The sequence below is a fragment of the Streptomyces sp. F001 genome (assembly GCF_004187715.1).
In the GTDB taxonomy this organism is placed as follows: domain Bacteria; phylum Actinomycetota; class Actinomycetes; order Streptomycetales; family Streptomycetaceae; genus Streptomyces; species Streptomyces flavusporus.
Map to the genome: position 1 here is coordinate 446680 of NZ_QZWF01000002.1, position 24101 is coordinate 470780.

The window sequence follows — 24101 nt, forward strand, 5'->3', positions numbered from 1 at the left end:
CCCACGGGCACGCTGCCGCGCAGCTGGCCGCCGGTATGCCCGTACTGCCCATGCTGATCGTCTCGGTGAGCGTGCTGGTCGCCCTCTTCTGCGGCGGAGGGATGATCTGGCTGCCGCTGCTCGTGGCCGGGCCCGCGCTGGCCGCCACCACCAACGGGCCGCGCGGCGTCCTCTGTGTCGGTCTCCTCGCCATGGCGCTGGGCGCCACGCTCGGAGACCGGGAGGGCATTCCGCGCCACGAACTGGCACCCGTACTGTCCGCCCTGGTGGTCGTCACCCTGGCGGGTGGCCTGGCCAGCGTGCTGCGCGGACGTCGTGAGCGCGTTCTTGCGGCCGTTCGCTCGGTTGCGGAGGCCGCCCAGCATGCGCTTCTCAAACCCGTACCGGAGACTGTCGGTCCGTTCCAGGTGGCCGTCCGCTACAGCGCTGCTGCGGCGGAGGCTCGTATCGGAGGAGATCTCTACGCGCTGGTGCCCACGCCGTACGGGGTCAGGCTGATCGTCGGCGATGTGCGCGGCAAGGGGCTGCCCGCCGTGGGGACCGCCGCACTGGTGCTCGGTGTCTTTCGTGAGGCCGCCTACGACGAGCCCGATCTGCTCGCCGTCGTCGACAGGATCGAGCGCAGCCTGGCGCGCAATCTCGCCCACGACGACTTCGTCACCGCCGTGGTTGCCGGGTACCCGCAGACAGGGCAGCTGGAGGTGGTCAACTGCGGACACGCGCCGCCGCTGCTGGTACGCGCCTCGGGCAGCGTCGTGGCGGTGGAGCCCCACCATCCGACGCCACCGCTCGGACTGCGTGCCCTCTCCGGCGAGGCCCCCAGCCTCCAGGTGCTGCCCTTCGCCGAGGGGGAACAGCTGCTGCTCTACACCGACGGAGTCACCGAGGCCCGCAACCACGGGCGTGAGTTCTATCCGCTCGCCGAAGGGCTTGCGCGACACGTGTGCGACGAACCGGCGCGCACCCTCACCGCGCTCCATGACGAACTGCTGGCACACGTGGGCGGCCGGCTGCATGATGACGCGGCGCTGCTCCTGCTTCACAAACCGGCCCTCGCCGGGATCGGCGAAGGGGCCGCGGAACCCGGTGTCGCCCGTGCCGTGTTCACCCAGGGCCCCATCGGCCCCGCTCACCTGCGCTGATCAGGCCCCGTTGTCACGCTGCGACGAGATCGGCCCACCGAGTGACCCCGCCGGAATGGACGGACATACCGTGCCGAGTCGCCAGTGCGTGGACGATCTCCTCGCCTCGGCCGTGCTCGTCCGGGTCGATCTCCGCAGCCGACTGCCCCGCCGGACACGCGGGTCCCCCGTCGGTGACTTCGACGCGCAGGGTGCCGAGTCCGTCGCCCCGGGCCCAGGACAGCCGCAGCTCCGCCGGGGGCAGGGCGTGGACGATTGCGTTGGTGAGCAGCTCCGACACCACCAGGAGACAGTCCTCGACGAGCTCAGGGAAGACGTTCCAGTCTGCGAGCAGCGCCCGCACGCGTCCGCGCACGACCGAGACCGCCCCCGGGACGTGCGGGAGCGGACAGACCATTGCGCATGCCGCCCGAGGCGATGTATTGAGCTGTACCGCCATCTGCTCTCCCTCCGTGAGCGCTGTGGGCCGGACGCCAAGCCTCAGCGCGCAGCTGGGCCTCGTTGCACGCTAAAGAGCGAAGCGAGGCCGGTCAACGAAAGGCGGTCGGCATTACCGAACGCCGGCGCCCATCCGCTGATGAAGTGGCGCCCTGCACGTACAGCGGACGCTCCATGGCGGGGCTACGCTCGCCTTATGGCCGGCCCGGTTCAGTCGATCGAACGGGCGGCGGCGATCCTGCGTCTGCTCGCCGGTGGGCCCCGTCGACTCGGTCTCGGCGAGGTGGCGTCCTCGCTCGGGCTGGCGAAGGGCACCGCCCACGGCATTCTGCGCACACTGCAGCACGTGGACTTCGTGGAGCAGGACGAGGCGACCGGAAAATACCAGCTCGGGGCAGCCCTGTTGCACCTCGGCACCAGTTACCTCGACGTGAACGAGCTGCGGTCACGCTCGATCAACTGGGCCGATGCTCTCGCCGCCCGCAGTGGGGAAGCGGTCCGTCTGGGCACCCCCTTGGAGGGCAAGGTCCTGATCGTCCACCACGTGTTCCGGCCGGACGACACACTCCAGACCCTGGACGTGGGCGCGCTGCTGCCCCTGCACGCCTCCTCGCTCGGCAAGGTGCTGCTGGCCTTCGGGACCGAGCCCGTGGAGTCGGCCCTGGAATCCGGGCTGGAGGCGTACACCCGGCACACCCTGGTCGCCCGGGAACAACTCACCCGGGCGCTCGCCGAGGTCCGGGAACTGGGATGGGCCGCCGAGGTCCAGGAAATGAGCATGGGCGAAGCCGGCCTCGCCTCGCCGATCCGGGGGCACGGCGGTCTTGTGGTGGGCGCCATCGGACTGTCCGGCCCGGTCGAGCGGATCTGTGACAACCAGGGCCGCCCCCGCTCCAGCCTGGTCACCCTGCTGCGCGAGGCCGCACGGGCGATCTCCAGAGACCTGGGCGCGGCCCGCTGGTAGTCCCACCGCCCCTCGATACATCGGAAGGAAGACCCGATCATGGTCGAACGGTATGTGATGTCCATCGACCAGGGCACCAACTCCACCCGATGCATTCTGTTCGACCACCACGGTCGGTTGGTGTCGGTTGCCCAGCGGGAGCATCAGCAGCACTTTCCTCGCCCCGGATGGGTCGAGCACGACGCTCTCGAGATCTGGCGCAATCTGCAGCGCGTCGTACCCGAGGCCTTGTCCGTCGCCGGTATCGCCGCCGGAGACGTCGTCGCCATCGGCCTTGCCAACCAGCGCGAGACGACGGTGCTCTGGGACCGGCTCACCGGTGCCCCGCTGGGCAGGGCGATCGTCTGGCAGGACACCCGCACAGCCCCGCTCGTCGAGGAGTTCAGACACCGGCCCGGAGACGACTTCTTCCTCGAGCGGTGCGGCCTGCCGCCCTCGACCTACTTCTCGGCGTTGCGCATCCGATGGCTTTTCGACCATGTCAACGGACTCGAGCAGCGCGCCAAGGACGGCGAGGTGCTGTTCGGCACGATGGAGAGCTGGCTGATCTGGAACCTCACCGGCGGTGCGGACGGCGGCCTGCACATCACCGACGCCACCAACGCCAGCCGCACCATGCTGATGAACATCCGCACCCTCACCTGGGACGAGGAGCTACTGACGTTCTTCGGGGTGCCCCGCCCCATGCTGCCCGGAATCCGGCCTTCTGCCGAGAGCTACGGCGATGCCCGCACCGTCCTTCCGGGGATCCGGATCACCGCCGCCCTCGGCGACCAGCAGGCCGCCCTGTTCGGCCAGACCTGCTTCTCCCCGGGCGAGGCGAAGTGCACCTACGGAACGGGCAGCTTCCTACTGCTCAACACCGGGACCGACATGGTGCGGTCCCGGCACGGACTCCTCTCGACCGTCGCGTACAAGATCGGGGACCAGCCCCCCGTCTACGCCCTGGAAGGTTCGATAGCCGTCACCGGCGCGCTGGTCCAGTGGTTCCGTGACCGGCTGGGACTGATCAGCAGCGCCCCCGAGATCGAGACCCTCGCACGGACCGTCGAGGACAACGGCGGCTGCTACATCGTCCCCGCGTTCTCGGGTCTGTTCGCACCCCGCTGGCGCAGCGACGCACGCGGGGTCATCGTCGGCCTCACCTCGTACATCACCAAGGGACATCTGGCCCGAGCCGTCCTGGAGGCCACCGGCTGGCAGACCCGCGAGGTCGTCGACGCCATGAACGCCGACTCCTCCGTCGCCCTGAAGCAGCTCAAGGTGGACGGCGGGATGACCTCGGACAACCTGCTCATGCAGTTCGTCGCCGACGTACTCGACGTGCCCGTGGTGCGGCCCATGGTCGCCGAGACGGTCTCCCTCGGCGCCGCCTACGCCGCCGGGCTCGCCGCAGGCTTCTGGCCGGATCTGGAAGTCCTGCGCCGCAACTGGCACCGGGCCGCCCAGTGGCTGCCGGACATGGACCCTGAGCGTCGGGAGTCGGAGTACGACAACTGGCAACGAGCTGTGGAGCGGTCGCTGGGGTGGATCAAACCGCCGAGGCGCACTTGAGGGTGAAGGCGGTCCTCGGATGCTGTGTGCATGCGATCTGTACGGGTAGCCGCGCGGCAGAAGGAAGCCGCACGCACCGTTCCATCTGCTGCAGCGGCAGCACTGACCGACGCCGGAGTGACCCCGAGACAGCCGTACGCACATTCATGGCCCTGCGCGACCGCCGTTGGCCGACCGCAGGAAAGGTACGGCAGACCGGGCCCGCGAAGATCGCGGAGGTCCTCGCCGACGCCGGATACCCCGAGGGTGACCGCAGGCGCATCAGCACGGCGATGACCGATGCGGGCGGCTACCGGAAGGTGCGCGAACCGGCCGGCCGGAAGAGCTGACGGCGGGCGTCGCCGGCCGACGCGGGGCCGGCTCGCCGGGGCGCAGTGGGGTGAGGGCGTCGGTGCGGTCGAGGTAGCAGAAGGCGTCGTAGCGCTGGGCCAGGACGGTGGGTACGTAATTGCCCACGGGGTCGTACTGCGCCTGGTAGACGACGCCGATGGCCCGGTGGCCGCGCTCCTGGTGGAACCACTCGCGCCGGCCGGTGACGGGCGGCCTCTGCAACTGCACGTGGGGGAAGACGAACAGCGCCCGCTGTCCGGGCAGCGCCTGGTGCAGCAGGTCCTCCAGGCTGCCGGCGTGCGCGGGCGGAACATCCATGATCCTCGGCACGTCTCCCCACTCGTCCGCGGCGATCACGGTGCCGGAGTGCGAACCGAAGCCGACCAGCACCACGCCGTCGCCCATATGGCGTTCACGCACCAACTGGCCGACGTTGACCAGGCCCCTGTCGGCCATGTCCGTGGCGCGGGCGTCCCCGATGTGGGTGTTGTGCTCCCACACCACTGCCTTGGCGCCGGAACCGTAGCGCTCCATCAGACGGTCCAGGGTGTCGGCCATGTGGTGGTCGCGGATGTTCCAGGACTCGGGGCCGCTGCTGAGCATGGCCCGGTAGTAGCGCTCGGCGCCGGCCAGCACCTCCGCGTTCTGCCGCGCGGCGAACTCGGCGAGGGAGCCGTCCGGCACCGCCGTCTGCGCGGTCCGCTGCCGCAGCTCGGTGAGCAGGGACACCACCTGTGCCTCGCAGCCCTCGGGCAGGATGCGGGTCGCCACCGCGTAGGACTGCGGGTCCTCGGCATACGGCTCGAAGCAGCGGTATGCCTCCAGCGCAGGGCCCACCCGGTCGGGGTCGTGCTCGCGCAGGTGGTCGAGCACCGCGTGCAGCGACTCCCACATGCTGTAGACGTCCAGTCCGAGGAAGCCGACGCGCCGCTCCGGCGGCCGCTCCTCGTTGTACCGGCGCAGCCACCGGGCGAAGGCGGCCACGTCCGTGTTGCCCCACAACCACGCGGGCCAGCGCCGGAAACCCGCCAGCACGTCTCCGGGATCCTCGGGCGAGCCCGGCGCCCCGACGACCGAGCAGTGCACGGCCTGGCAGTCGGGCCAGTCGCCCTCGACTGCCACGAAGGAGAAGCCCTTCTCCTCGATGAGCCGACGGGTCAGCACATCACGTACCCGGTAATAGTCGGCCGTTCCGTGGGAGGCCTCGCCCAGCAGCACATAGCGGGCATCGCCGATACGTTCCAGCAGCGGGTCCAGCGACGCCGCATCGGACAGAGGCAGGGCCTCGTCCCGGATGCGGACCTGGTCGGTGTCGGACACGGCTTGTTCCCCTTCCGCGCGCTTGTCCTATCCCGCCCATTCGAGGAGGGGCTCGTGGCGTTCGGGAGCACGTAGCTCTGCCAGCGCCTGCTTCTCGAGCTGGCGCACCCTCTCGCGGGTCAGCCCCAGGTGCTCGCCGATCTGCGTGAGCGAGCGCGGTCGGCCGTCGTGCAGGCCGTACCGCAGGGTGAGGATCATGGCATCTCTCGGCGGGAGCGTTCCGATGATCGCTCGCAGTTGTGCTGCGAGCGCGCGATACTCCACGACGTCGACGGCCTGCAACACCTCGGTGTCCTCGATCAGGTCGCCGACCACGGTCTCGCCGCTCTCCCCCACAGGGGTGTCGAGGCTGATCGCCTCACGCCCCACACGGCGCAGTTCCGCGACCCTCTCGACCGAGAACCCGGTCTCCGCAGCGACTTCTTCCACCGTCGGCTCGCGCCCCAGCCTCCCCAGCATCCGGCGTTCGACGCGGCCGAGTTTGGACAGGTTCTCCACCACGTGCACAGGCAGCCGGACGGTGCGTGCATGCTGGGCCAGTCCGCGTTCGATGGCCTGCCGGATCCACCAGGTGGCGTACGTCGAGAACTTGTAGCCCTTGGTGTAGTCGAATTTCTCCACCGCCCGGATCAACCCCATGTTCCCTTCCTGGATGGTGTCCAGGAAGGGCAGGCCACGGCGCGCATGCCGTTTGGCCATCGCCACGACGAGCCGGAGGTTGGCACGGATCATGTGGTCCTTGGCGCACTGTCCGTCACGCGCCACCGCCTCCAGATCCCGGCGCCACTCCGGGGCGAGTTCGCGCCGGTCGGCTTCTGCCTCCCGCAGCAGCTCATCGGCGTACACTCCGGCCTCGATACGCTTGGCCAGATCGACCTCCTCAGCAGCGGTCAGCAAGGGAATGGACCCGATCTGGGTCAAGTACTGGCGTACCAGGTCCGGCTCCTCATGGGGTTCGCCTGGTCGCGCCTGGCGGCTGGTGGTACCAGCGTGCGTCTCGGGCGGCATGGTCATCAGCCTCCAAGGCGGAGCACCGCAATCGCCGTTCGGCTCCTGCCCGTCATGAGTCCGCTTGATCTCCGCCTACCCCGCCCGGTCCTCGTCACGCAGTACCACTCGTCGTACCGCCAGGGGTCAGTTCGTCGGGTGCCAGATGATCTCGTCATGGGCGTTGAGGGCCGCAGCAGCGTCCTCGGCGGCGAGGGGCAGCGGTAGCGGACAGAGCGTGCGGACCAGGCTGGCGAAGTCGCGGGGGTATACGGAGGCCTCTGTGCCGGTCAGGACCCCGATCTTGCGGGCGCGGGCCGCAGTGCGTTGCCAGTCCTCGGCGCTGGCCAGCCCGATGGACTCGGTGCCGTGGTTGCACAGCAGGACCCGGATCTCGTCGTAGCGGTCGGTGGCGTCCAAGTACGCTTCGAGGCCCGCCCGGAACATCTCGGTGCCGAAGACCGCCCAGTACGGCGCCGAGCCGGTGCGCAGGGCCAGCCAGGGGTCGAGCAGGAGGAACGACTCGACCAGGAGGCGGTTGGCGGGCAGGCCACGATCTGGCCCTCGGGGAGTATCCGAACGGAAATTAGCGGTAGCGGAGCGATCTTGATTCCGGTTCGGTGACGTGCCCGTTTTGCCTGGTCAGCGGGCTCTACGTTCCTGGTCATGCCTGTTGAATACCTGTCTGCTGAGCAAGAGGCCCGCTACGGCCGGTTCGCCACGGAACCCTCACCCGGGGAGCTGGAACAGTTCTTCCGCCTGGACACCAGGGCCCTGGAGCTCGCTCGAGCGAAGCGCCGTTCGGCTACGAGGTTGGGGTGGGCGGTGCAGTGGGGCACGGTGCGGATGCTCGGCACTTTCCTGACCGAGGACCCCACGGCGGTACCGGCCTCCGTGGTGCGGTTCGTCGCCGAGCAGCTCGGTCTCGACGATGAGCATTTCGCCGAGTACGGGACGCGCGCGCAGACGGTGTACGAACACGCGTGGGAGATCCGCGACACCTACGGCTACCGGGACTTCGCGGCTGGGGAGGCGGAGCTGCGGGAGTTTCTGGCGGCGCGGGTGTGGTCGTCGCTGGAGGGGCCGCGGGCCCTGTTCGACCGGGCGGTGGTGTGGCTGGTGAACAACCGGGTGCTGCTGCCGGGTGTGACGTCGCTGGCCCGGATGGTGGCCGCGCTCCGCCAGGAGGAGAACGACCGCCTGCACGCCGCGCTGTATGAGGTGGTGCCGTACGAGCTGCGGACCGAGATGGTCCGGCTGCTGGAGGTGCCGGAGAAGAAGCGGGTGTCGGAGCTGGAGCGGCTGCGGCTGGGCCCGATGCGGGTGTCTGGCAAGGCTATGGAACTGGCCCTGGACCGCGTCCGCGAGGTGCGGGGCCTGGGAGCCGGCGCGGTGGACGCCGGACGGGTTCCGGCCGCGCGGATGACCGGGCTGGCCCGGTACGGGCTGACCTCGAAGGCGCCGACGCTGAAGCGGCTGGAGGTCACGCGGCAGACCGCGACGCTGCTGGCGACCGTGCGGCACCTGGAGACCGCGACGGTGGATGACGCGCTCGATCTGCTGCATGCACTGATGGCCACCAAGCTGCTGGCGAAGGCCGAGCGGATGGGCAACGACGCCAAGCTCAAGGCCCTGCCCCAGTTGCGCAAGGCCGCGAAGAAGGTCGCCGCAGCGGTCGACGTGCTGATGACGACGCCGCCCGCGACCGACACCGGCGAGCTCGTCTCCGTGGTCGACGCGTGGTCCGCAATCGAGCAGGTCGTGCCGCGCGAGCAGCTGGCCGAGGCGCTCGTCACGATCGCCTCGGTGGTCCCGGACAGCGACGGGGACGACGACGCGGAATGGCGGGCCGAGCTGGTCGCCCGCTACGGCACGGTGCGTGGCTTCATCCGCCTTTTGGTCGAGGTCATCGACTTCGGCGCCGTCGAAGCCGGCGCCCCCGTCGTTCAGGCCCTCAAGCGGCTCCCGGATTTGATCGCCCGCAAGAAGGTCGGCGCCGAAGAGGTCGCCATCGATCTGGTGACGGGCTCGTGGCGGCGGCTGGTGTTCGCCAACCCCAACGTGCCGCACGGCCTGGTCGACAAGGCCGCGTACTCGTTCTGCATCCTGGAGCATCTGCACCGCTCGCTGCGCCGGCGGGACGTGTTCGCCAAGGACGGCGACCGGTGGGGCGACCCCCGCGCCAAGCTGCTGGCCGGGGAGAAGTGGACGGCCGCCGAGCCCAAGGTGCTCACCGCGCTCGGTCTGGAGAGCGAACCGGCCGGACACCTCGCCGAACTCGCCTCCGCGCTGCACGCCGCGTACGTCCAGGTCGCCGCCGGGCTGCCGGGCAACACGGCACTGGAGGTAGTGGGCGGGAAGCTGAAGCTGGGCAAGCTCGGCAAGGCGGAGGAGCCCAAACTCATGCCGCCGTTCCGGCAGCTGGTCAACGGCATGCTGCCGAAGGTCGACTTCCCCGAGCTGCTGCTGGAGGTCGCCGAGTTGACCGGGATGGCAGACGCCTTCACGCACATCTCCGGCGCCGACTCGCACATGGAAGGCTTCACCACCAGTTTGTGCGCCGTCCTGCTGACGGAAGCGTGCAACGTCGGGTTCACACCGGTCATCAAGCCAGACGTCCCGGCGCTCAGCCGGGGCCGTCTGGTCCAGGTCGATCAAGGCTACTTCCGGGCGGAGAACATCTCGGTGGCGAACGGCCTGTTCATATCGAGGCCCAGGCAAAGATCGACGTCGTGAGGGCGTGGGGCGGCGGCCTGGTCGCCTCCGCCGACGGGGTCCGCTTCACCGTGCCAGTGAAGACCCTGTACGCGAGTTCGAACCCCCGGTATTTCGGGCTGCGGCACAAGGGTGCCACCTGGCTGAACGTGGTCAACGACCAGGTGATGGGGCTGGGCGGGGTGGTCGTGCCGGGCACGCTGCGCGACTCGCTGTTCATCCTGGACGCCATCCACGCCCGCGACGGCGGGCCGAAGCCGGAGACCGTCATCACGGACACCGCGTCGTACTCCGACATCGTCTTCGGCCTGTTCGCGATCTGCGGCTACCAGTTCTCGCCGAGGATCGCCGACATCTCCGACGCCCGGCTGTGGCGGACGAACACCGCGGCCGACTACGGGCCGCTCCAGCCGGTCTCCAACCACACCATCCGCCTGGACCGGATACGCGCCCACTGGGGCGACATGCTCCGCGTGGCAGGCTCCCTGACCCTGGGCGAGGTCCGCGGACACGACCTCATCCGCATGCTCTCCCGCGACGGCAAACCGACCGGACTGGGCGACGCGTTCGCCCACTACGGACGAATCTTCAAGACCCTGCACCTGCTCCAGTTCGTCTCCGACGAGGGATACCGGCGCATGATCGGCGCCCAGCTCAACGTCACCGAGGCCCGCCACCGCCTCGCCCGGAAGATCTTCTTCGGACAGCGCGGCGAACTACGCCAGCACTACCGCGAGGGCATGGAGGACCAGCTCGGCGCCCTCGGACTGGCCCTCAACTGCGTAGTCCTGTTCAACAGCCTCTACATCGACGCCGCCGTCAAACAGCTGGCCGCCGACGGCTTCCCCGTCACCGACGAACTGCTCGCCCGGCTCTCCCCACTCCAGTACGACCACATCAACTTCCTCGGCCGCTACGCCTTCACCCAGCCGGCCGCGCCGGGCCTGCGGCAGCTGCGTAACCCGCACACCGATGACGAGGACGACGACGGCGAGCAGGACTGAGTGTCACCTCACCGACCCGAAGGCTGATCAGAGTGCCCGCCACCGCTTTCGTCAGCCGCTTCGCGGCGGTCACAGCCGTACGTGGCAGGTGCGTTTGCGCCGATCACGCCCTTACCCGGCTTATGGTGTGCTTTAGGAGAACTTGTACCCGGCGAAGTCGGCGACGTGGACATACCCGATGCGCTGGTAGAGGGCGTTGCTGGTGGGGTTGTCCGGGTCCGTGAACAGGACGACCGTCGCGCCCGCGGCCAGCGCTGCCCGGCTCGCCTCGACCGTCACGGCGCCCGCGTAGCCGCGGCCCCGGAGGTGGGCAGGGGTGTAGACGGGGTCGATCCGGACCATGCCGCCGATGACCGAGGTCGCGGCCGCCATCGAGACGGGGGTGCCGTCCGGGGTCTCCCAGAAGGTGAAGTGCCGGTCGCCGAAGCGCGAGTCGTCCCAGGAGCCGGCGTCGATCAAGTCGATGGAGGACTGCTCCCCGACGTCGACGCAGAACTCACGGCACCAGCGCACGACGTGTTCGCGGTCTGTCCCGCCCGTGAGACGGCCCCGGCCCTCCGGGGGTGGCTGCGGCGGGGTGAGTGTGCCGAGACGGTAGAGATGCGTCCGCCAGAAGAGTGCTGGCGCCGCACCCGTGTGTCGCTGCCAGGAATCGGCGTATGCGGTGGCGGTGTCATGGTCCGCGATGACGTTGGCGGGCGAGTGGCCGAGGACGGCCAGATGGGCGGCGAGGGCGTCGGTCTGCTCGACAGAGAGGGGGGTGAGACCCAGGCGTCCGCGCGAAGTGAGATAGAAGACCGCGTGGACCTCGCCTCCTGACTCCAGCCGGCCGAAGACGGCGGTGACGGGGCCGTGTGCATCCGGCCTGCGTATCCGCAGTTTCTCGATGTCCGTCAGCGGCGTGTTGTGCAGGGCGGGGCGCGAGCGCAGGAAGCCCTCGGCTCGGGCAAGGAAGTCGTCAACGTCTTGAGTGAGGTGCCAGTCATCTAGGAGCATGCTTCATGATCCCGGATCTCCTCGACTCGGGGAGTACTTGCTCAATGCCTTTCAGCCACGTTACGTATCTGGGTCATGCCCCGACAGTCCACGCACCGAGGGCTACGGCCAAGCGGCCTGACCACCCATGCCGGAGGAACCACGACGCGAAGGCGTGAGCAAGGACGTTGTTTAAGCCGAAGGCATCACCCGACACGCACCGCCTCGTCAGAAGCCGAAGGAGTTGTGCGGTTCGGGGTCGGTCCAGAACATCCGAGCCAGCTGCCCGATTGCGCCCTCGGTGTGCGGAGTGATGTCGCCCGCATACGCCAGGTGGTGCGCCGACATGCCCCCGAAGTAGAGCGAGCTGAGCGCGGAGAGCGTGATGGTCAGGTCTGCCGTCTCGTCGGTGGGAACGCACGTCGCCGTGGGGCCGTCTGCTTTCAGATGCCACGTTCTGTTGTTCGCCGGGCACATCCGGTCGTCGTCTATGGTGAACCTCAGCTCGCCGGGCGTCAGGTACGAGCGTTGCGTCAGGGCTCGGGGGACGTCGAGAAGGCGCGCCCAAAGGTTGTCGGTCTGGCGGGTGATGCGCATCGCCCGCGAGTTCGTGAGCATCCACCGCAGGGGTTCGTCGCGCGGACGGCCGGCTGCCACGACGGTCTTGGTGAGGTCGAAGTCGATCAGTACTCCCCACAGGGCCCGGTAGGCCACCGGGTTGGTCGCCTCCAGGGCTTCTACCACGAGCGTTCCGGCATGGTCCGTGGTCGAGGACCATGGCAGTCGGAAGTTGGCGATGCCGTCCACATTGCCGTGCTGGTCGTGGTGGGTGAGATAGCGCAGCGGCCCGTTGGTGCCGTCTGCTTCGTCGGACAGCCCGTCCCAGCGCCCGGGCAGAGGGCTGAGTTCCCCGACGCGGTGGGCACGCACCTCCGCATGCACCCCAGGCCAGGCCTTCTTCGCCTGCGCAGCGTCAACCAGCTCCAGCGACCCGGGATCGGGCTCTGCCGGAAGGAGGGCGGCTTCGTGACGGGCCAGCTCCCAGCGAGTGCGGTAGGTCGCGGGCGAGAATCCGAACCGTCCATAGATGCTGCCCTCGCTCGCGCTGAGCATCGCCAACGGCTCGCCTCGCTCCAGGGCTGCCTCGAACATGGCCTGCATCATCTGCCGCAGGTACCCGCGCCGGCGGTGTGTCGCGATCACCCCGGTGGCAGTGACACCGGCCATCCTCCCCGTTCCCCCGCCCGGAACCGTCACCTCGAAGGAGATGGTCGCCGATGCGCCGACGCACCTGCCGTCGACGAACGTCGCGACTGGATGGAAGGCCTCGTCCTTGATGTCGGCTGCTGCCCACTCCTGGAGCTGCTCCACGCTCGCAGGTGTGCGCTGTGGGGGCCATGGCTCGGGGCCGCCGTGCCACGCCGCGTCTGCGGGCTCCCAACTCGGCAATCCGTTCGCGTACGGCAATGCGCGGTAGTACGCGGCCATCTCATCGTGTCGCGGCGGGCGGACCTCAGTCACCATGCCGGACATTGCATCCACCACGTCGCAGGCGAGCAACCGAATATCCGCTCTGGGCTCCCGCGCCGGAGGGCCGACCATGGGCGGCCAGCGTCGGGACCTTGCGGGAGCTGCTGCCGGTGGGCCTGACGGGCTCGGCAATATTCGCATGCATCCCGGGACTCTCAGGCAGTACGGTCCGCGCCATGGACGACGAGGACGGCTACTTCGGAGAGAGCGTTGCCGCGACGTACGACGAGTCGCTAGCCGAGTTGTTCGACCCGGAGGTCGTGGGCCCCGCTGTCGATGTTCTGGCTGGACTCGCAGCCGACGGCCGCGCCCTCGAACTGGGCATTGGAACGGGACGCATCGCGTTGCCGCTGGCCGAAAGAGGCGTGCCGGTCCATGGCATCGAGTTGTCACGGGCGATGGTTGACCGGCTTCGTGCGAAGCCCGGTGGTGGCCCGATCGATGTGACGATAGGCGACTTCGCGACGACGAGGGTGGACGGCACGTTCTCCGTCGCCTACCTGGTCGTCAACACGATCATGAATCTGACGTCGCAGGAGGAGCAGGTGGCGTGTTTCCGTAACGCTGCGGCTCACCTCGAGTCCGGCGGCTGCTTCGTCGTCGAGGTCATGGTGCCCGAACTGCGAAGGCTCCCAGCCGGGCAGAACGTCGTGCCCTACCAGGTGAGCCCGACGCGCTGCGCCTTCGACATCTACGACGTCGCCACTCAGGCGACGAGTTCGAATTACATCGACATCGTCGACGGGCGCGCCACATACACGTCGACCCCCTTCCGCTACGTCTGGCCGTCGGAACTCGACCTGATGGCTCAACTCGCCGGATTGCGACTGCGTGAGCGGTGGGACAGCTGGACGGGAGAGCCGTTTACAAGCGAGAGCCGCCAGCACGTCTCGATCTGGGAGAAACCCACAGAGTAACCGCGGCAACGCGGGCGATTACGCGCCGAGTAGGAACAAACCCGGCAGGGACGTACGACGTACTGGAGTAACGTCGCGCCGAACCGATCTGTCGGCAAACGATCGTTTGACGACAGGCGGCCGACGCGTCCAATGAACCCGTGCAGCCAGGGGTTCGTGGCGGCCCGAATCCAATCAGATCCGATGGTGATTGCTGACAGGGTTTGATGACAGATAGGGTCCATTCCTCCATACGTAAGGGGCCCACGAGTGGCGAACCTGGTCTACAAGCGAGTCTCGACCGACCAGCAGTCGACCGCCCGCCAGGACCTCGTCCTCGACGAGGCCGGGATCGAGGACCCGGTCGTCTTCGAGGAGGACCCCGGCACCTCCAGCCGCCTCCACCCGCTCCAGCGCCCGAAGTTTCGCGAACTGCTCACGTACGCGCGGCCGGGCGACACCGTGCACATCTCCGAGATGTTCCGCCTCGTGCGCGGCACCGGCCACATCCTCGACGTGCTCGACGTCCTCCACCGCGACCGCCGCCTCGCGCTGCGCATCCACGACGGCGCGTTCTCCGCGATGGATCTCACCGCCCGCCACCCGCGCACCGGCGAGCTGCTGTCCACCGTGAAGTTCATGGTGCAGACCCTCGCCGCCGCCGGCGAACTCCAACGCGAGCTGACCTACGACGGGCTGCGGGCCGCCGAGGCCAGGGGCAGCAAGGGTGGGCGCCGCCCCGCCGTGGCGGCCGACAGGACCGACGCCGTCCGCACCGCGTACCTGGAAGGCCGCTCCATCGCCGCCCTCGCGCGCGACCACGGCGTCAGCCGCGGCGCCATCCGCACGGCCGTCGCCGACCTTCTTCCCGAGCACACCGCCGAGGGCCAGGAGGACGTCCCGGCCCCAGAGCTGCCGGTCACCCTCGACATGCCGGGCAAGGTCGCCGACTTCCTCCGCGCCACCGAGCTGGAGCCCGCCGAGCGGGCCGCGCTCGACCAGGGCGTTACCGTACGGCGAGGTCAGGGCTACACCCTGCGCGTCAGCACCACCCGGGCCGTCCACCGCCAGCTCCTCGCCCACTGCCAGCCTCTCGACGGCGGCCAGGGCACCCCGACTGTCCCGGCGCAGCGCAAGGCCCGCCGCGAGTACGAGAACCGCGTCAGCGCCCTCATCTCGACCGGACCATGATCCGGGTCAGCGGCTACCGCTAATTTCCGTTCAGATACTCCCCGAGGGCCGATCTGCGTACCAGCGGCGGTAGAGGTCGGCGACGGCAGGACTGAGCCGTTGCGGCGTGTCGAAGCGCAGGAGGTCCAGGTCGAGGCCGTGCTGCCGGGTGAAGGTGGCGAGGTCATCGAGGAGGCCGGAGTGCAGACCGTTCCTAAAGACTGAGCGGGAGTGAGTCCTTCTGCCAGAACCCATGCTCAGCCGAACGCCCCGAACGGTGTTGGGCGTTCTGGTTGCCCGCTTTCGCTCCGCGTCCGGCGTCGACGGATCGTGTCCGTGGTCCGGGGATGCGGGGGCGGGGTCCCTCACGTCCCGGGGTTTCCGGTGCGGCCTGGACGGTCCGATGCCCGTACCCATCGCTCTGGTGGGTACGGGGCGGTGTCGTCCGTCGCCGGATTGGGTGCCCCAGGGCGCGCCTTCCGATCGCCACGGCGGCTGCGTCGTGGCGGGTGGTCTTCCTGTTCTTGCCGGTGAGGGGCTTCTGCCAGTGCTGGGCGCCCCAGCGGCTGGTGTAGGCAGGGTCGACGGCGATCAGCGGGATGCCGAGTTCGGCGGCCATGGACAGCAGCCGGGAGCGCAGCCGGGCCACGGGCATCCCGGAGATCAGCTTGCGGAACTGTTTGCGGCGGCCGTGTTTCTCCCGGCTGGTCTCGGCGGTGAAGTCCAGGTCCTCGGTCGCGATCGCCAGGTGGTGCCGCTGGGCCCAGTGCAGGAGGCGGATGAGGGCGTGGCGGACCTGGGCGTCGCGGTGCGCGGCGGTGCCCGTGAGGTCGTAGTCGAAGCGGCGCGGCTCACCGACCGGGTTGCCGTGCTTATCCAGCCGCCAGGCGGCCAGGTGGTCGGCGTTGGTGTCCACGCCGACCAGGCCGTTCGCCCGCGCGGTGGCCAGGGGCACGGCCCGGACGGGCGGGATGGTCCAGGAGGCGGTCAGGTACCAGCGTTGCCGGTCGGTGTCCTCGTGGATGCGGTAGGCCACCGCCCGGTTCGCCTGCACGCGGTCGCGCCAGGTCTCGCCGCGGTGCGCGAACGCCACGCGGGCGGTCAGGACGTAGCGGCCGTGCGCGGCGTTGGCGAGGGGGGCGAGCGGGGCCGGAAGCTTGATGCTGACCTCGCCGTCCGGGCTGACCCGGATGGTCTCGTTGCCATACCGCTTCCCGCTCTCGCCGTCCGCCTGGAGGAAGCGGCGGGAGGCTTCCCACCGGCGGCGCCACTCATCCTGGGTGAGTCCGGCCGCATCGAGGTGGTGGCGCGTGGTCAGCAGCCGTTTGCCGCCGCGCACCACCCGTACCCGTCCGGCCTCCCGGTCGGCCCGCTCCCGCTCCATCCGGTCTCCCAGCACCCGCAGTCGGCGTGACTTGGCGAACCACTCCTTCTCGTTGCGGTATCCGCCCGCCGCCCGCTTCGTTCCCTTCTGCCCGATGGGCAGCGACAGCCGGCGGGTGACCGTGTCAATCCCGGCTTCCAGGCTGTGGATGTGCGCGGCCTGGCCGCGCCGGGCCAGCGCCCACTGATCATGCGTGGCCTTGGTCAGCGAACCCGCCCACCGCGACGACGACTCACCCGTCAGCTCCCGCTTACGCTCGGCCCACCGACCGGCGTCGTGCTCCAGACCGTCCGCGCACCGCACCCTCAGGTCACGGGAGGCCAGCGTGCCCAGGTGGTCACCGACCAGGCGCAGCACCCTCTCGTCGTCGGTGGTCAGGCCCTTGAAGCGGTCCCGGACCGCCACCCCCGCGGGGCCGGGCACCACGAACGGCGCCGCCACCTCCCGCAGCCCGCCCAACCCCCGTCACCCCCACCCGTATCGAAGACCGTCACCGCACTCAACGACCACCGCACGCGAAGGTCACGCATTCGACGCAAGAACGCCCGTTCCGTCGACCGGACGCCCCTCCCCCGCCCGACGGCCAGGCACCGAAGCTCACCCGTGCTCACGAAAGCGCACTCGTACACGGTCAAGCGGCAGCAGTTCCGCACCCCATTCCGCCTCGGGACTCTCGCCGTCGGGGGTGGGCGGGTTCCACCGGCGCACCGGGAACCGTAGCGGGCGAGCAGTTCGGCGACGCGAGGACCGCCGTGACGGTATTCCTCGGGAGTGGCGTCGCCCAGGGCGCCGAACTGGAACACATAACGGTCGTCCACCCTCGTGGTGGGCCGGCGCAAGGTGCAGTCGACGACGACCCTCCCACCGGGAGCCAGGCGGTCCTGGATGAACCGACGGTAGGGCTCGGGCAACCGACGCCGCTTGACCCGGAAGTACGTCATCCCGGCGATCATGAGACGGTCCTGATGGGGATCGTGCATGTGGTGCAGTACGAGGTCCGGGTTGGCGGCGAGCAGAGCCCCGGCCCGCACCTCTGGTGGCGGCCAGGTCACCCCGCGGATCGTCCACCGCGACGCCGCTGCGGCGCACGGGCAGCAGCAGAGTCTGCGGCAGCCACGCCGCAGCCAGCGCCGCCGCCAGATGGACCAGGGTGCCGTTGGAGGATCCGATGAAGATCAACGGGTAACGGCGGTGGGGGATAGTGACCCGTCACCCACGCAGCGAGTGCGTCCGAACGTACCTCTCCCGGCCTTGTGCAGGGGAATGGCCCCGGCCCAGCCGCTCGCTGCGTATGCCCACTTCTGGGCGGCCGTCGGTAACCGGTTGAGGGTGCCCAGCAGGCCGGACAGCGGCAACTCCAGGGAGGCCGGCACCTGGCCGACGGCCGGGACATCCCGGCCGGCGAGGCACTGTGACAGGGCACGCAGCATCCCGGTGGCCGAGTCGAACGCGGCTACGGCCCTCGCCGCCCGGGCAGGGCGGCGCTGTACTGGTGCACGGCGATTCTGTCGGCGTGCTCGATGTTGAGCCGGTGGATCACGTATGCCGCCGCTGCGATGAGGACGAGGAAGGCGGCGGCCGTCAGGAAGGCGTTCATGGCGGCCGCCTCACATACCGACGATCAGGCGGCTGGCCCGACCGGGCTGTTCCGGGACGGCCGCGGACACCGCGGAGGCGCCGCCCTCGTACTCCCATGCCTCGTCCGCGGCGATGAGAGCGCTCGCGGTCAGTGGCGGGCCGTCGTAGTCGGACGCGGCAGCCATCAGCCGGGCCGCCGACTCCGCCCCGGTCTCGGGCGGGGTGATCAGCAGGCCTCAGCGTCCGGTGCCGTAGGAGAGCAGCAGCAGTTTGTGGAGGTCGATTTCCGGGGTGAACCAGCCGAGCTTGACATGTGGCCGTCCACGGGAACCTGGCGTGGGATGACTGGCCAGTACTTCGGGTTGACGGCGATGCGGGTGATGCGGCCCCACAAGGGGTCAACATGTCGGTCAGCGCGGGCAGTTCGCTCAGCAGATCCCGGGAGCGGGGCCATCAGGCACCCTCCAGGAGTCCACGGGAGGTGCCGTCGGTCTTCAGGGCGAGACGCGTGGCCGGGGCTGCGACGGGCTCGGGCTGCGGCGTTCGGCGGGGCCCGGGGTCTGGCCCGCGGACTGCCGGGCGCGTGTCTGGTCGTACATCATCGAGGGCCGCTTCCGTTCTGCCTGAAGGCACCCTTGGCCTTCTCCGCGGCCTGTTTCAGGCTTCCGGAGGCCCGGTCGATCCTGCTCCGGCGCTGCACTCGCCTGTTGCGGGTGACCCGGTCGAGCTCCTCCGTGATTCTGTCCCTCATCGTCTGCGCCTGGTTCCTGATGGTCCGTGAAACGGTCATGGCCGGCCTCGCTGTCGTCTGGTAGGCGGGTTCCCGCCGGGGCCGGGCGAGGCGGTAGGCGGAATGCTTTGCGTGTGTTCCGGAGTGGCATGGCCCTGCACCGTGCTGCCAAGCCAACGTCCGGCGACGGTCGGTGTCAACGCGGTGGCCACGCGATCCGGGCCGCCTCGTTACGGCCGGGGCGGTGACGCAGACGGTCACATCCCCGCCACCAGTCGGCCGGGCCGTCCGGTGTTGGCCTCGTACGACGAGGAGGCGTCGTTGGCCTGTTCTGCCGTCATGAGAGCGGACGCGGTCGGCTGCGGGCCGGTGTTCGCGCTCGCGGCGGCCATCAGCCGGGCGGCCGAGGGGGCACTGGTCTCCGGTGGAATCACCAGGAGGTCCCAGCGGCCCGCCGTGTGGGACAGCAGCAGGATCTTGTGCGGATCGAGCTCCGAGGTGAACCAACCGACCTTCACCACATGGCCGTTGACGAAGATCCTGGGCGGGATGATCGGCCAGTAGCGGGGGTTGACGGCGATCCGGGTGATCCGTCCCCCCAGCGGGTCCAGTACGTCGGCCAGCGCGGGGAGTTCGTGGCTCAGGTCACGTGAGTGGGGCCACCAAGCGCCGTCCAGCTCGGCTCGCCCCGGGGAGGAACTCACGGGTTTGAGAGCGAGCCGCGCGGTCGGGGCCCTGAAGGGCACAGCGCGCAGCGGGAGATGGTCGGTGGTCGCGGACATCGTGCGAACCCGTCTCCGGACCCCTGCGCGTAGGCAGTTGCCCGGTGTCGTCGCTCACCAGGAACGACACCGGTATCGGGGCCGGTGTGCGAAGTGCTCCCGATGAGTTCACGGTATTCCCCGAAGAGGCCGAACGGACCGCTCCCGGAGATCGCCTCACTTCCGGCGGCCGTTCTTGCCCGAGGAGCGGCTGGTCTCCAGCCAGGACCGCACCGGTTCCGCCGCGGGCGTGGTGTCCACGGTGAGCTGGAGCCGGGTGCCTTCCTCGGTGTCCGCGGGACAGTCTTGGACTGACACACAACCACTCAGGGGCCTGACCCGCGATGCGGATCAGGCCCCTGACCTGGTACCTCACTGTCGGGGTGGCGGGATTTGAACCCACGGCCTCTTCGTCCCGAACTCTCGGCTGGGTGGTCATTGAGGTCCAGCGAGCTGGTCAGTCGGCCGCTGACGGTTCTTGGCGGTCGGCTGCGGTCATGGTGGCTGCTGTACTTCGCTGCTGTACCGCAGCGCTCACAGCAGCCGTTCCGCCTGGTCGTACTCGGCTGCCCTGAACGTGGGCCAGTACGTGATCTGGGGCTGGGTTCGCTCGATCATTGCCAGAAGCGCCTCTCCGTGCAGGATTCGCACGCCGACGTCTGTCCCGTCGGGGCCCGCAAGGTTGTCGACCACATAGAGGTAGTAGTGCTCGGGGTTCGCCTTGGCCGCCTCGACCTGCCGGTGTTCCAGCGGCAGCGCTTCACTGCGCGCCGTGCGGCTGAAGGCCTTCACCTCGATCATGCGAGGCGAACTCTCCACGTCGTACGGGAGACCCGACGTGCGGACGTCCTTCGGATCGCGGCCGGCGGCTCGCTCCAAGGCCATCACATGCGTGATCGCGGCCTGCTCCGTCTCCTTGTTCCCCACGACACCCCCTGTAGTCAGCGGGCCCATGGTGCCGTGAAGACCTTCAGCTTGGAAAGCTGCGGTGCTCAGGTCCCCGTTTTGACGTTGACCTGCTGAGACGCAGTCGCAGGGGTCAGATGAGGTGTCGTCGCACTCACCGTGATGCCCCGCTGCTCCCCGCTGCATCTGGTGCGGTAGTGGTGCAGGTCCCGGTGTGCGGAGAGGAGCAGCTCGGCAGGTTCCAGTCATGGAGCCTGGTCTTGACCTGGCGGTTGTGCTCTGCGTGCCAGATGACCTCACCCGCGACCGACGCGCCCACGGCAGGCAGTTCCATGTGGTGCGGCATGGCGGTAATTTCTGCGAGACCCAGTGCATTGGGCACGCCGTCGATCATGAAGAAGACCCCGAACTGGGGGCGCGCGAAGACCCGTCCGCTGACCTGGGAACCAATCGGCAGGGCGGCGACGGTTGCCGGCCAGCTTTGAACTATGACGTCTGGGTCTGGTGCGCGGGAGGGGCCTGGCCCACTGTGCTCGGACATTGGCTCATCATGGTCAGCGCGACGGCAGCTGTCGAGGGACAGTCTTCGCTGTTGGGGCTCTCTGAAATTGGCTCTGTCCGCAGTTCCGTGAATCTCCAGGTCAGCGACGGGAACGCGGGATCGTTTCGGCAGGGTGTTTCCTGCCGTGGCGAGCAAGACGGTCGAGGATGTGCTCTTTCCCGGGATCGATGTGCGAGTGGAGCGAATCATCGACTCCTCCGACACCCTGCTGGTGGAGGCGGTGTCCACCGGTCGTCCGGGCCGGTGCCCGGCCTGCCGCAAGCAGGCACGACGCGTGCATAGTTCGTACCAACGGACCCTGGATGAACGGCCGTTGGGATCCCGCCTGGTCGTGGTGCGGCTGCGGGTGCGCCGGTACTTCTGCGACCACAGGAGCTGCTCGCGCCGCACGTTCGTCGAGCAGGTACCGGGCCTGTCCGAGCGGCACCGCCGTTCCAGCACCGGGCTGACGGGCTGGCTGCGGTCGATCGCAGTCGAGTTCGGCGGCCGTCCAGCCGCGCGGTTGTGCCGGCGGCTCCGGGTGGCCGCCGGCCGCACCCGGCTGCTGAGGCTGCTGACGGCACCGCCGGTGCCGGACCGCGCGCCGCGGGTGCTGGGGGTGCTGGGGGTGGACGAGTTTGCCTTCCGCAAGGGCTGCACCTACGGCACTGTGCTGGTCGACGTCGAGGCTGGCCGGGTCGTGGACGTGCTGCCCGACCGTACCTCGGAGACGTTCGCGGCCTGGCTCACCGACCATCCCGGCGCCGAGATCATCTGCCGTGACCGGGCCACTGCCTACAGCAAAGCGGTCAAGGAGGCTGCCCGGACGCCCGGACGCCCCGGACGCCCCGGACGCCCCGGACGCCCCGGACGCCCTGGAAGTCGCTGATCGCTGGCATTTGCTTCAGAACCTGTCCGCGGCGGTGGAGAAGACCTGTCACCAGCACCGCAACTGCCCGCGCAAACACGCCGAGGAGGAGACGGTGACCGAGGTGCCGGAGCTGTTGCCGCCCGCCGAACTGCCCCGCACACAGATCATCGAACGCACCCGCCACCGCTACGAAGACATCCATCGCCTGCTGGAGAAACGCTGGACCATCAGCGCCACCGCCCGCCGGCTGAACCTCGACCGCAAGACCGTGCGCCGCTTCCGCGACACCGACCTCGACGAACTGCTGGCCTCCGCCTGCGAACGCCGCCCCAACGGCGTGGTGGAGCCGTTCAAGGCATACCTGAATGCCCGCTTCACCGAGGCCCAGGGCCAGGTCAGCGGCACCCGCCTGTTCCTGGAGATCCAGGCACGCGGCTACCGGGGCAGCCGCCAGGTCGTCCGCAAACACCTCGCCGCCCTGCGGGCAGGCACCACTGAACCGGTCCGGGCCGACATCCCCAGCCCTCGCAAGATCACCTCGTGGATCATGCGGTCCCGGGAGACGCTCACCGAGAGCCAGGACAAGCGGCTCCTGGAGGTCCGGCTCGCCTGCCCGGACATCACCCGGGCCTGCGATCTCGCCCGTGCCTTCGCCGATCTGGTGCGTCACCGTCGCGGCTACCTGCTGCTGGAGTGGATCCGGCAGGCCGAGCAGGACGCACCGAAGCCGATACAGGGTTTCGCTGGCTTCCTCCGCCAGGACCTCGACGCCGTCACCGCCGGACTCACCCTCCCCTGGAGCTCCGGAGGGGTCGAAGGCAATGTAAACAGGGTAAAAACACTCAAGCGAGCCATGTATGGCAGGGCCTCATTCGAACTCCTCCGGGCCCGGATCCTCACCCAGCCATGACCGCGGACGCGATACTGGGGCAGGCGGACACACCTGCTTGTCGACGACGCCGGTTCCTCGCGTACTCCTTTCCGTCTTGCTTGCCGGACCCGCACCATCTGGCAGTGCTGATTCGTCCCGGCTTTGTCAGGGCCGCTTGCCACCCTCCCCGGAACCTCCCGGGTCGGGCTGCCCTCGGCTTCAACCGCCCTGCTGCGACAGGGCGGCGGTGGCGTCACCGCCACTCGAACAACACGCGCTTCACGGCGCACCTATGTCTTTCGTCAAGCGAGGCGTGGGGTTCTGGGTTCGTAGAAGGTGCCGTCGCGGAGCATCGCGAACAGCACGCTGATGCGATGGCGGGCAAGGCGAGAAGAGCCTGCGTGGGGGTCTTCCCGCGGGCCCGGCAGCGGTCGTAGTAGGTGCGGGAGGCGGGATCGTGCAGGGCAGCGAACGCGGACAGGAACATCGCCCGTTTGAGCTGCCGGTTGCCGCCTCGGGGGGCGTGTTCGCCGTGGATCGAGGTCCCCGAAGACTTCGTCGTGGGGGCCAGGCCGGCGTAGGAGGCGAGGTGGGCGGCGGTGGGGAAGCTGGTGCCGTCGCCGACGGTGACCAGCAAGGTGGCGGCGGTCCTGACCGCGCCTCCCGGAATTAGGTCAGGACGTTCGAAAGGGGGTGTTCCTCCAGCAGGGCCTCGATCTGGGCCTCCAAGGCCCGGCGATGTTCGTCAACGGAGGGGAGCGAGCGGGCCAGGGACGGGATCACGATGTCGAGCGTGCCGGTGCCCGGGACCACGACGGTCTGTTCGTCGTTGGCAACCGCGATGGCTACAGCTCACCTGTCCTGTCTGTCTTGTCGCTGGACGACCCGCACGAGCGGGGCCAGGTCGGGCTCCGACGCGGCGGCTTCGAATGCCTCGCGCAGCGCCTCATTGTGGGTCGGGCGGGCCGCTTCCAGTAGGGCGAGGCCCTCATCGGAGACGTTGGTGTAGATGCCCCGCCGGTCGGTCGGGCACAGGTAGCGGGAGAGCAGGCCCCGGTCCTCGAGGCGCGTGACGAGCCGGGTGGTGGCGCTCTGGCTGAGGACGACGGCGTCGGCGACCTGCTTCATCTGCAGGTGGCCGCCGTCCCCGTCGTGCTGGCGGCTGAGGACGTCGAGCAGGGAGTACTCGCGCACGCTCAGGCCGTGCTCGGCCTGTAGGGCACGCTCGACGTGCGACTCGATCCTGCCGTGCAGCAGGGACAGCGCGTACCAGCCCTGAGCGAGGGCGGTGAGCGCGGGGTCGGTGGCGGTCATGTGGCACGCGTCCTTCCTTGAGGGCCTTCGGAGTCCTTTCAGAGTCTCTTCAGAGCCTAGCGAGGCATACGCCACTATGCCGCGCTTGCAATTAACCCGCGTATACAATTATTGTGGCCG

At 69.2% G+C, this 24101-nt stretch carries 21 protein-coding genes and 2 pseudogenes; 9 read left to right on the forward strand and 14 right to left on the reverse strand.

From position 1 onward, the window contains the following. Positions 1–35 precede the first annotated feature (35 nt). Complete coding sequence (locus tag StrepF001_RS09710) at positions 36–1142, forward strand: PP2C family protein-serine/threonine phosphatase (RefSeq protein WP_240797351.1); 1107 nt, start codon at positions 36–38, stop codon at positions 1140–1142. Between the two features lie 13 nt (positions 1143–1155). On the opposite strand, the gene StrepF001_RS09715 is transcribed toward StrepF001_RS09710, so the two are convergent. After that, entirely contained in the window at positions 1156–1581 is a 426-nt protein-coding gene (locus StrepF001_RS09715; protein WP_129797895.1) for an ATP-binding protein, read from the reverse strand. 195 nt (positions 1582–1776) lie between these two features. Between StrepF001_RS09715 and StrepF001_RS09720 the strand changes: the two genes are divergently transcribed. Then, positions 1777–2544 carry an IclR family transcriptional regulator gene (locus tag StrepF001_RS09720; RefSeq protein ID WP_129797896.1) on the forward strand — a complete coding sequence of 256 codons (768 nt, stop codon included), beginning with the start codon at positions 1777–1779 and terminating at the stop codon, positions 2542–2544. Between the two features lie 39 nt (positions 2545–2583). Beyond that, positions 2584–4098, forward strand: coding sequence for a glycerol kinase GlpK (gene glpK, locus StrepF001_RS09725; protein WP_129797897.1), 1515 nt, complete (start codon positions 2584–2586; stop codon positions 4096–4098). Between the two features lie 261 nt (positions 4099–4359). On the opposite strand, the gene StrepF001_RS09730 is transcribed toward glpK, so the two are convergent. From StrepF001_RS09730 to StrepF001_RS09740, 3 genes are all read right to left on the reverse strand, one after another. Continuing rightward, the gene (locus StrepF001_RS09730) at positions 4360–5748 is read right to left on the reverse strand and encodes an erythromycin esterase family protein (protein WP_129797898.1); all 1389 of its coding nucleotides are present in this window, start codon (positions 5746–5748) and stop codon (positions 4360–4362) included. A 27-nt stretch (positions 5749–5775) separates the two neighbouring features. Beyond that, the gene (locus StrepF001_RS09735) at positions 5776–6756 is read right to left on the reverse strand and encodes a sigma-70 family RNA polymerase sigma factor (RefSeq protein WP_129797899.1); all 981 of its coding nucleotides are present in this window, start codon (positions 6754–6756) and stop codon (positions 5776–5778) included. A gap of 126 nt (positions 6757–6882) precedes the next feature. Next, entirely contained in the window at positions 6883–7155 is a 273-nt protein-coding gene (locus tag StrepF001_RS09740) for a hypothetical protein (RefSeq protein ID WP_129797900.1), read from the reverse strand. A gap of 246 nt (positions 7156–7401) precedes the next feature. Between StrepF001_RS09740 and StrepF001_RS09745 the strand changes: the two genes are divergently transcribed. Together StrepF001_RS09745 and StrepF001_RS49435 are read left to right on the forward strand one after the other, a co-directional pair. Then, positions 7402–9471, forward strand: a complete 2070-nt coding sequence (locus StrepF001_RS09745; RefSeq protein WP_276322804.1) for a DUF4158 domain-containing protein — start codon at positions 7402–7404, stop codon at positions 9469–9471. Beyond that, positions 9468–10454, forward strand: coding sequence for a transposase (locus StrepF001_RS49435; RefSeq protein ID WP_276322805.1), 987 nt, complete (start codon positions 9468–9470; stop codon positions 10452–10454). Before StrepF001_RS09745 ends, StrepF001_RS49435 begins: the two co-directional genes overlap by 4 nt. Positions 10455–10586: 132 nt before the next feature. Here StrepF001_RS49435 and StrepF001_RS09750 read toward each other — a convergent pair whose 3' ends face one another. Together StrepF001_RS09750 and StrepF001_RS09755 are read right to left on the reverse strand one after the other, a co-directional pair. Then, positions 10587–11450 (reverse strand): GNAT family N-acetyltransferase, encoded by an 864-nt coding sequence (locus StrepF001_RS09750; RefSeq protein ID WP_129797901.1) that lies wholly within the window; start codon positions 11448–11450, stop codon positions 10587–10589. 207 nt (positions 11451–11657) lie between these two features. Further along, complete coding sequence (locus StrepF001_RS09755; RefSeq protein ID WP_165396209.1) at positions 11658–12953, reverse strand: GNAT family N-acetyltransferase; 1296 nt, start codon at positions 12951–12953, stop codon at positions 11658–11660. A 182-nt stretch (positions 12954–13135) separates the two neighbouring features. Here StrepF001_RS09755 and StrepF001_RS09760 point away from each other — a divergent pair, with 182 nt between their 5' ends. Next, positions 13136–13876 (forward strand): class I SAM-dependent methyltransferase, encoded by a 741-nt coding sequence (locus StrepF001_RS09760; protein WP_129797903.1) that lies wholly within the window; start codon positions 13136–13138, stop codon positions 13874–13876. A 249-nt stretch (positions 13877–14125) separates the two neighbouring features. Then, positions 14126–15046 carry a recombinase family protein gene (locus tag StrepF001_RS09765; protein ID WP_129797904.1) on the forward strand — a complete coding sequence of 307 codons (921 nt, stop codon included), beginning with the start codon at positions 14126–14128 and terminating at the stop codon, positions 15044–15046. Positions 15047–15239: 193 nt separating this feature from the next. Here the strand turns inward: StrepF001_RS09765 and StrepF001_RS09770 are convergent, their stop codons facing one another. The 6 genes and pseudogenes from StrepF001_RS09770 to StrepF001_RS09790 form a co-directional block, all read right to left on the reverse strand. Beyond that, entirely contained in the window at positions 15240–16868 is a 1629-nt protein-coding gene (locus tag StrepF001_RS09770; RefSeq protein WP_129797905.1) for an IS200/IS605 family element transposase accessory protein TnpB, read from the reverse strand. 994 nt (positions 16869–17862) lie between these two features. Then, positions 17863–18006, reverse strand: coding sequence for a hypothetical protein (locus StrepF001_RS45490; protein WP_165396185.1), 144 nt, complete (start codon positions 18004–18006; stop codon positions 17863–17865). 10 nt (positions 18007–18016) lie between these two features. Beyond that, positions 18017–18485 (reverse strand): annotated as a pseudogene (locus StrepF001_RS09775) (DUF5994 family protein). 489 nt (positions 18486–18974) lie between these two features. Beyond that, the gene (locus tag StrepF001_RS09785) at positions 18975–19499 is read right to left on the reverse strand and encodes a DUF5994 family protein (protein ID WP_240797352.1); all 525 of its coding nucleotides are present in this window, start codon (positions 19497–19499) and stop codon (positions 18975–18977) included. A gap of 156 nt (positions 19500–19655) precedes the next feature. Further along, positions 19656–19796, reverse strand: coding sequence for a hypothetical protein (locus StrepF001_RS45495; RefSeq protein WP_165396186.1), 141 nt, complete (start codon positions 19794–19796; stop codon positions 19656–19658). A gap of 216 nt (positions 19797–20012) precedes the next feature. Beyond that, positions 20013–20405 (reverse strand): DUF3883 domain-containing protein, encoded by a 393-nt coding sequence (locus StrepF001_RS09790; protein WP_129797908.1) that lies wholly within the window; start codon positions 20403–20405, stop codon positions 20013–20015. Positions 20406–21070: 665 nt separating this feature from the next. Here StrepF001_RS09790 and StrepF001_RS09800 point away from each other — a divergent pair. Continuing rightward, positions 21071–21814, forward strand: coding sequence for a transposase (locus StrepF001_RS09800; protein WP_129797909.1), 744 nt, complete (start codon positions 21071–21073; stop codon positions 21812–21814). 10 nt (positions 21815–21824) lie between these two features. After that, positions 21825–22706, forward strand: coding sequence for a transposase (locus tag StrepF001_RS09805; protein WP_129797910.1), 882 nt, complete (start codon positions 21825–21827; stop codon positions 22704–22706). A gap of 263 nt (positions 22707–22969) precedes the next feature. Here the strand turns inward: StrepF001_RS09805 and StrepF001_RS09810 are convergent. Together StrepF001_RS09810 and StrepF001_RS09815 are read right to left on the reverse strand one after the other, a co-directional pair. Then, positions 22970–23501, reverse strand: a pseudogene (locus StrepF001_RS09810) (transposase); the annotation flags it as partial. 18 nt (positions 23502–23519) lie between these two features. Then, positions 23520–23981, reverse strand: coding sequence for a MarR family transcriptional regulator (locus StrepF001_RS09815; RefSeq protein WP_129797911.1), 462 nt, complete (start codon positions 23979–23981; stop codon positions 23520–23522). Positions 23982–24101: the final 120 nt, after the last annotated feature.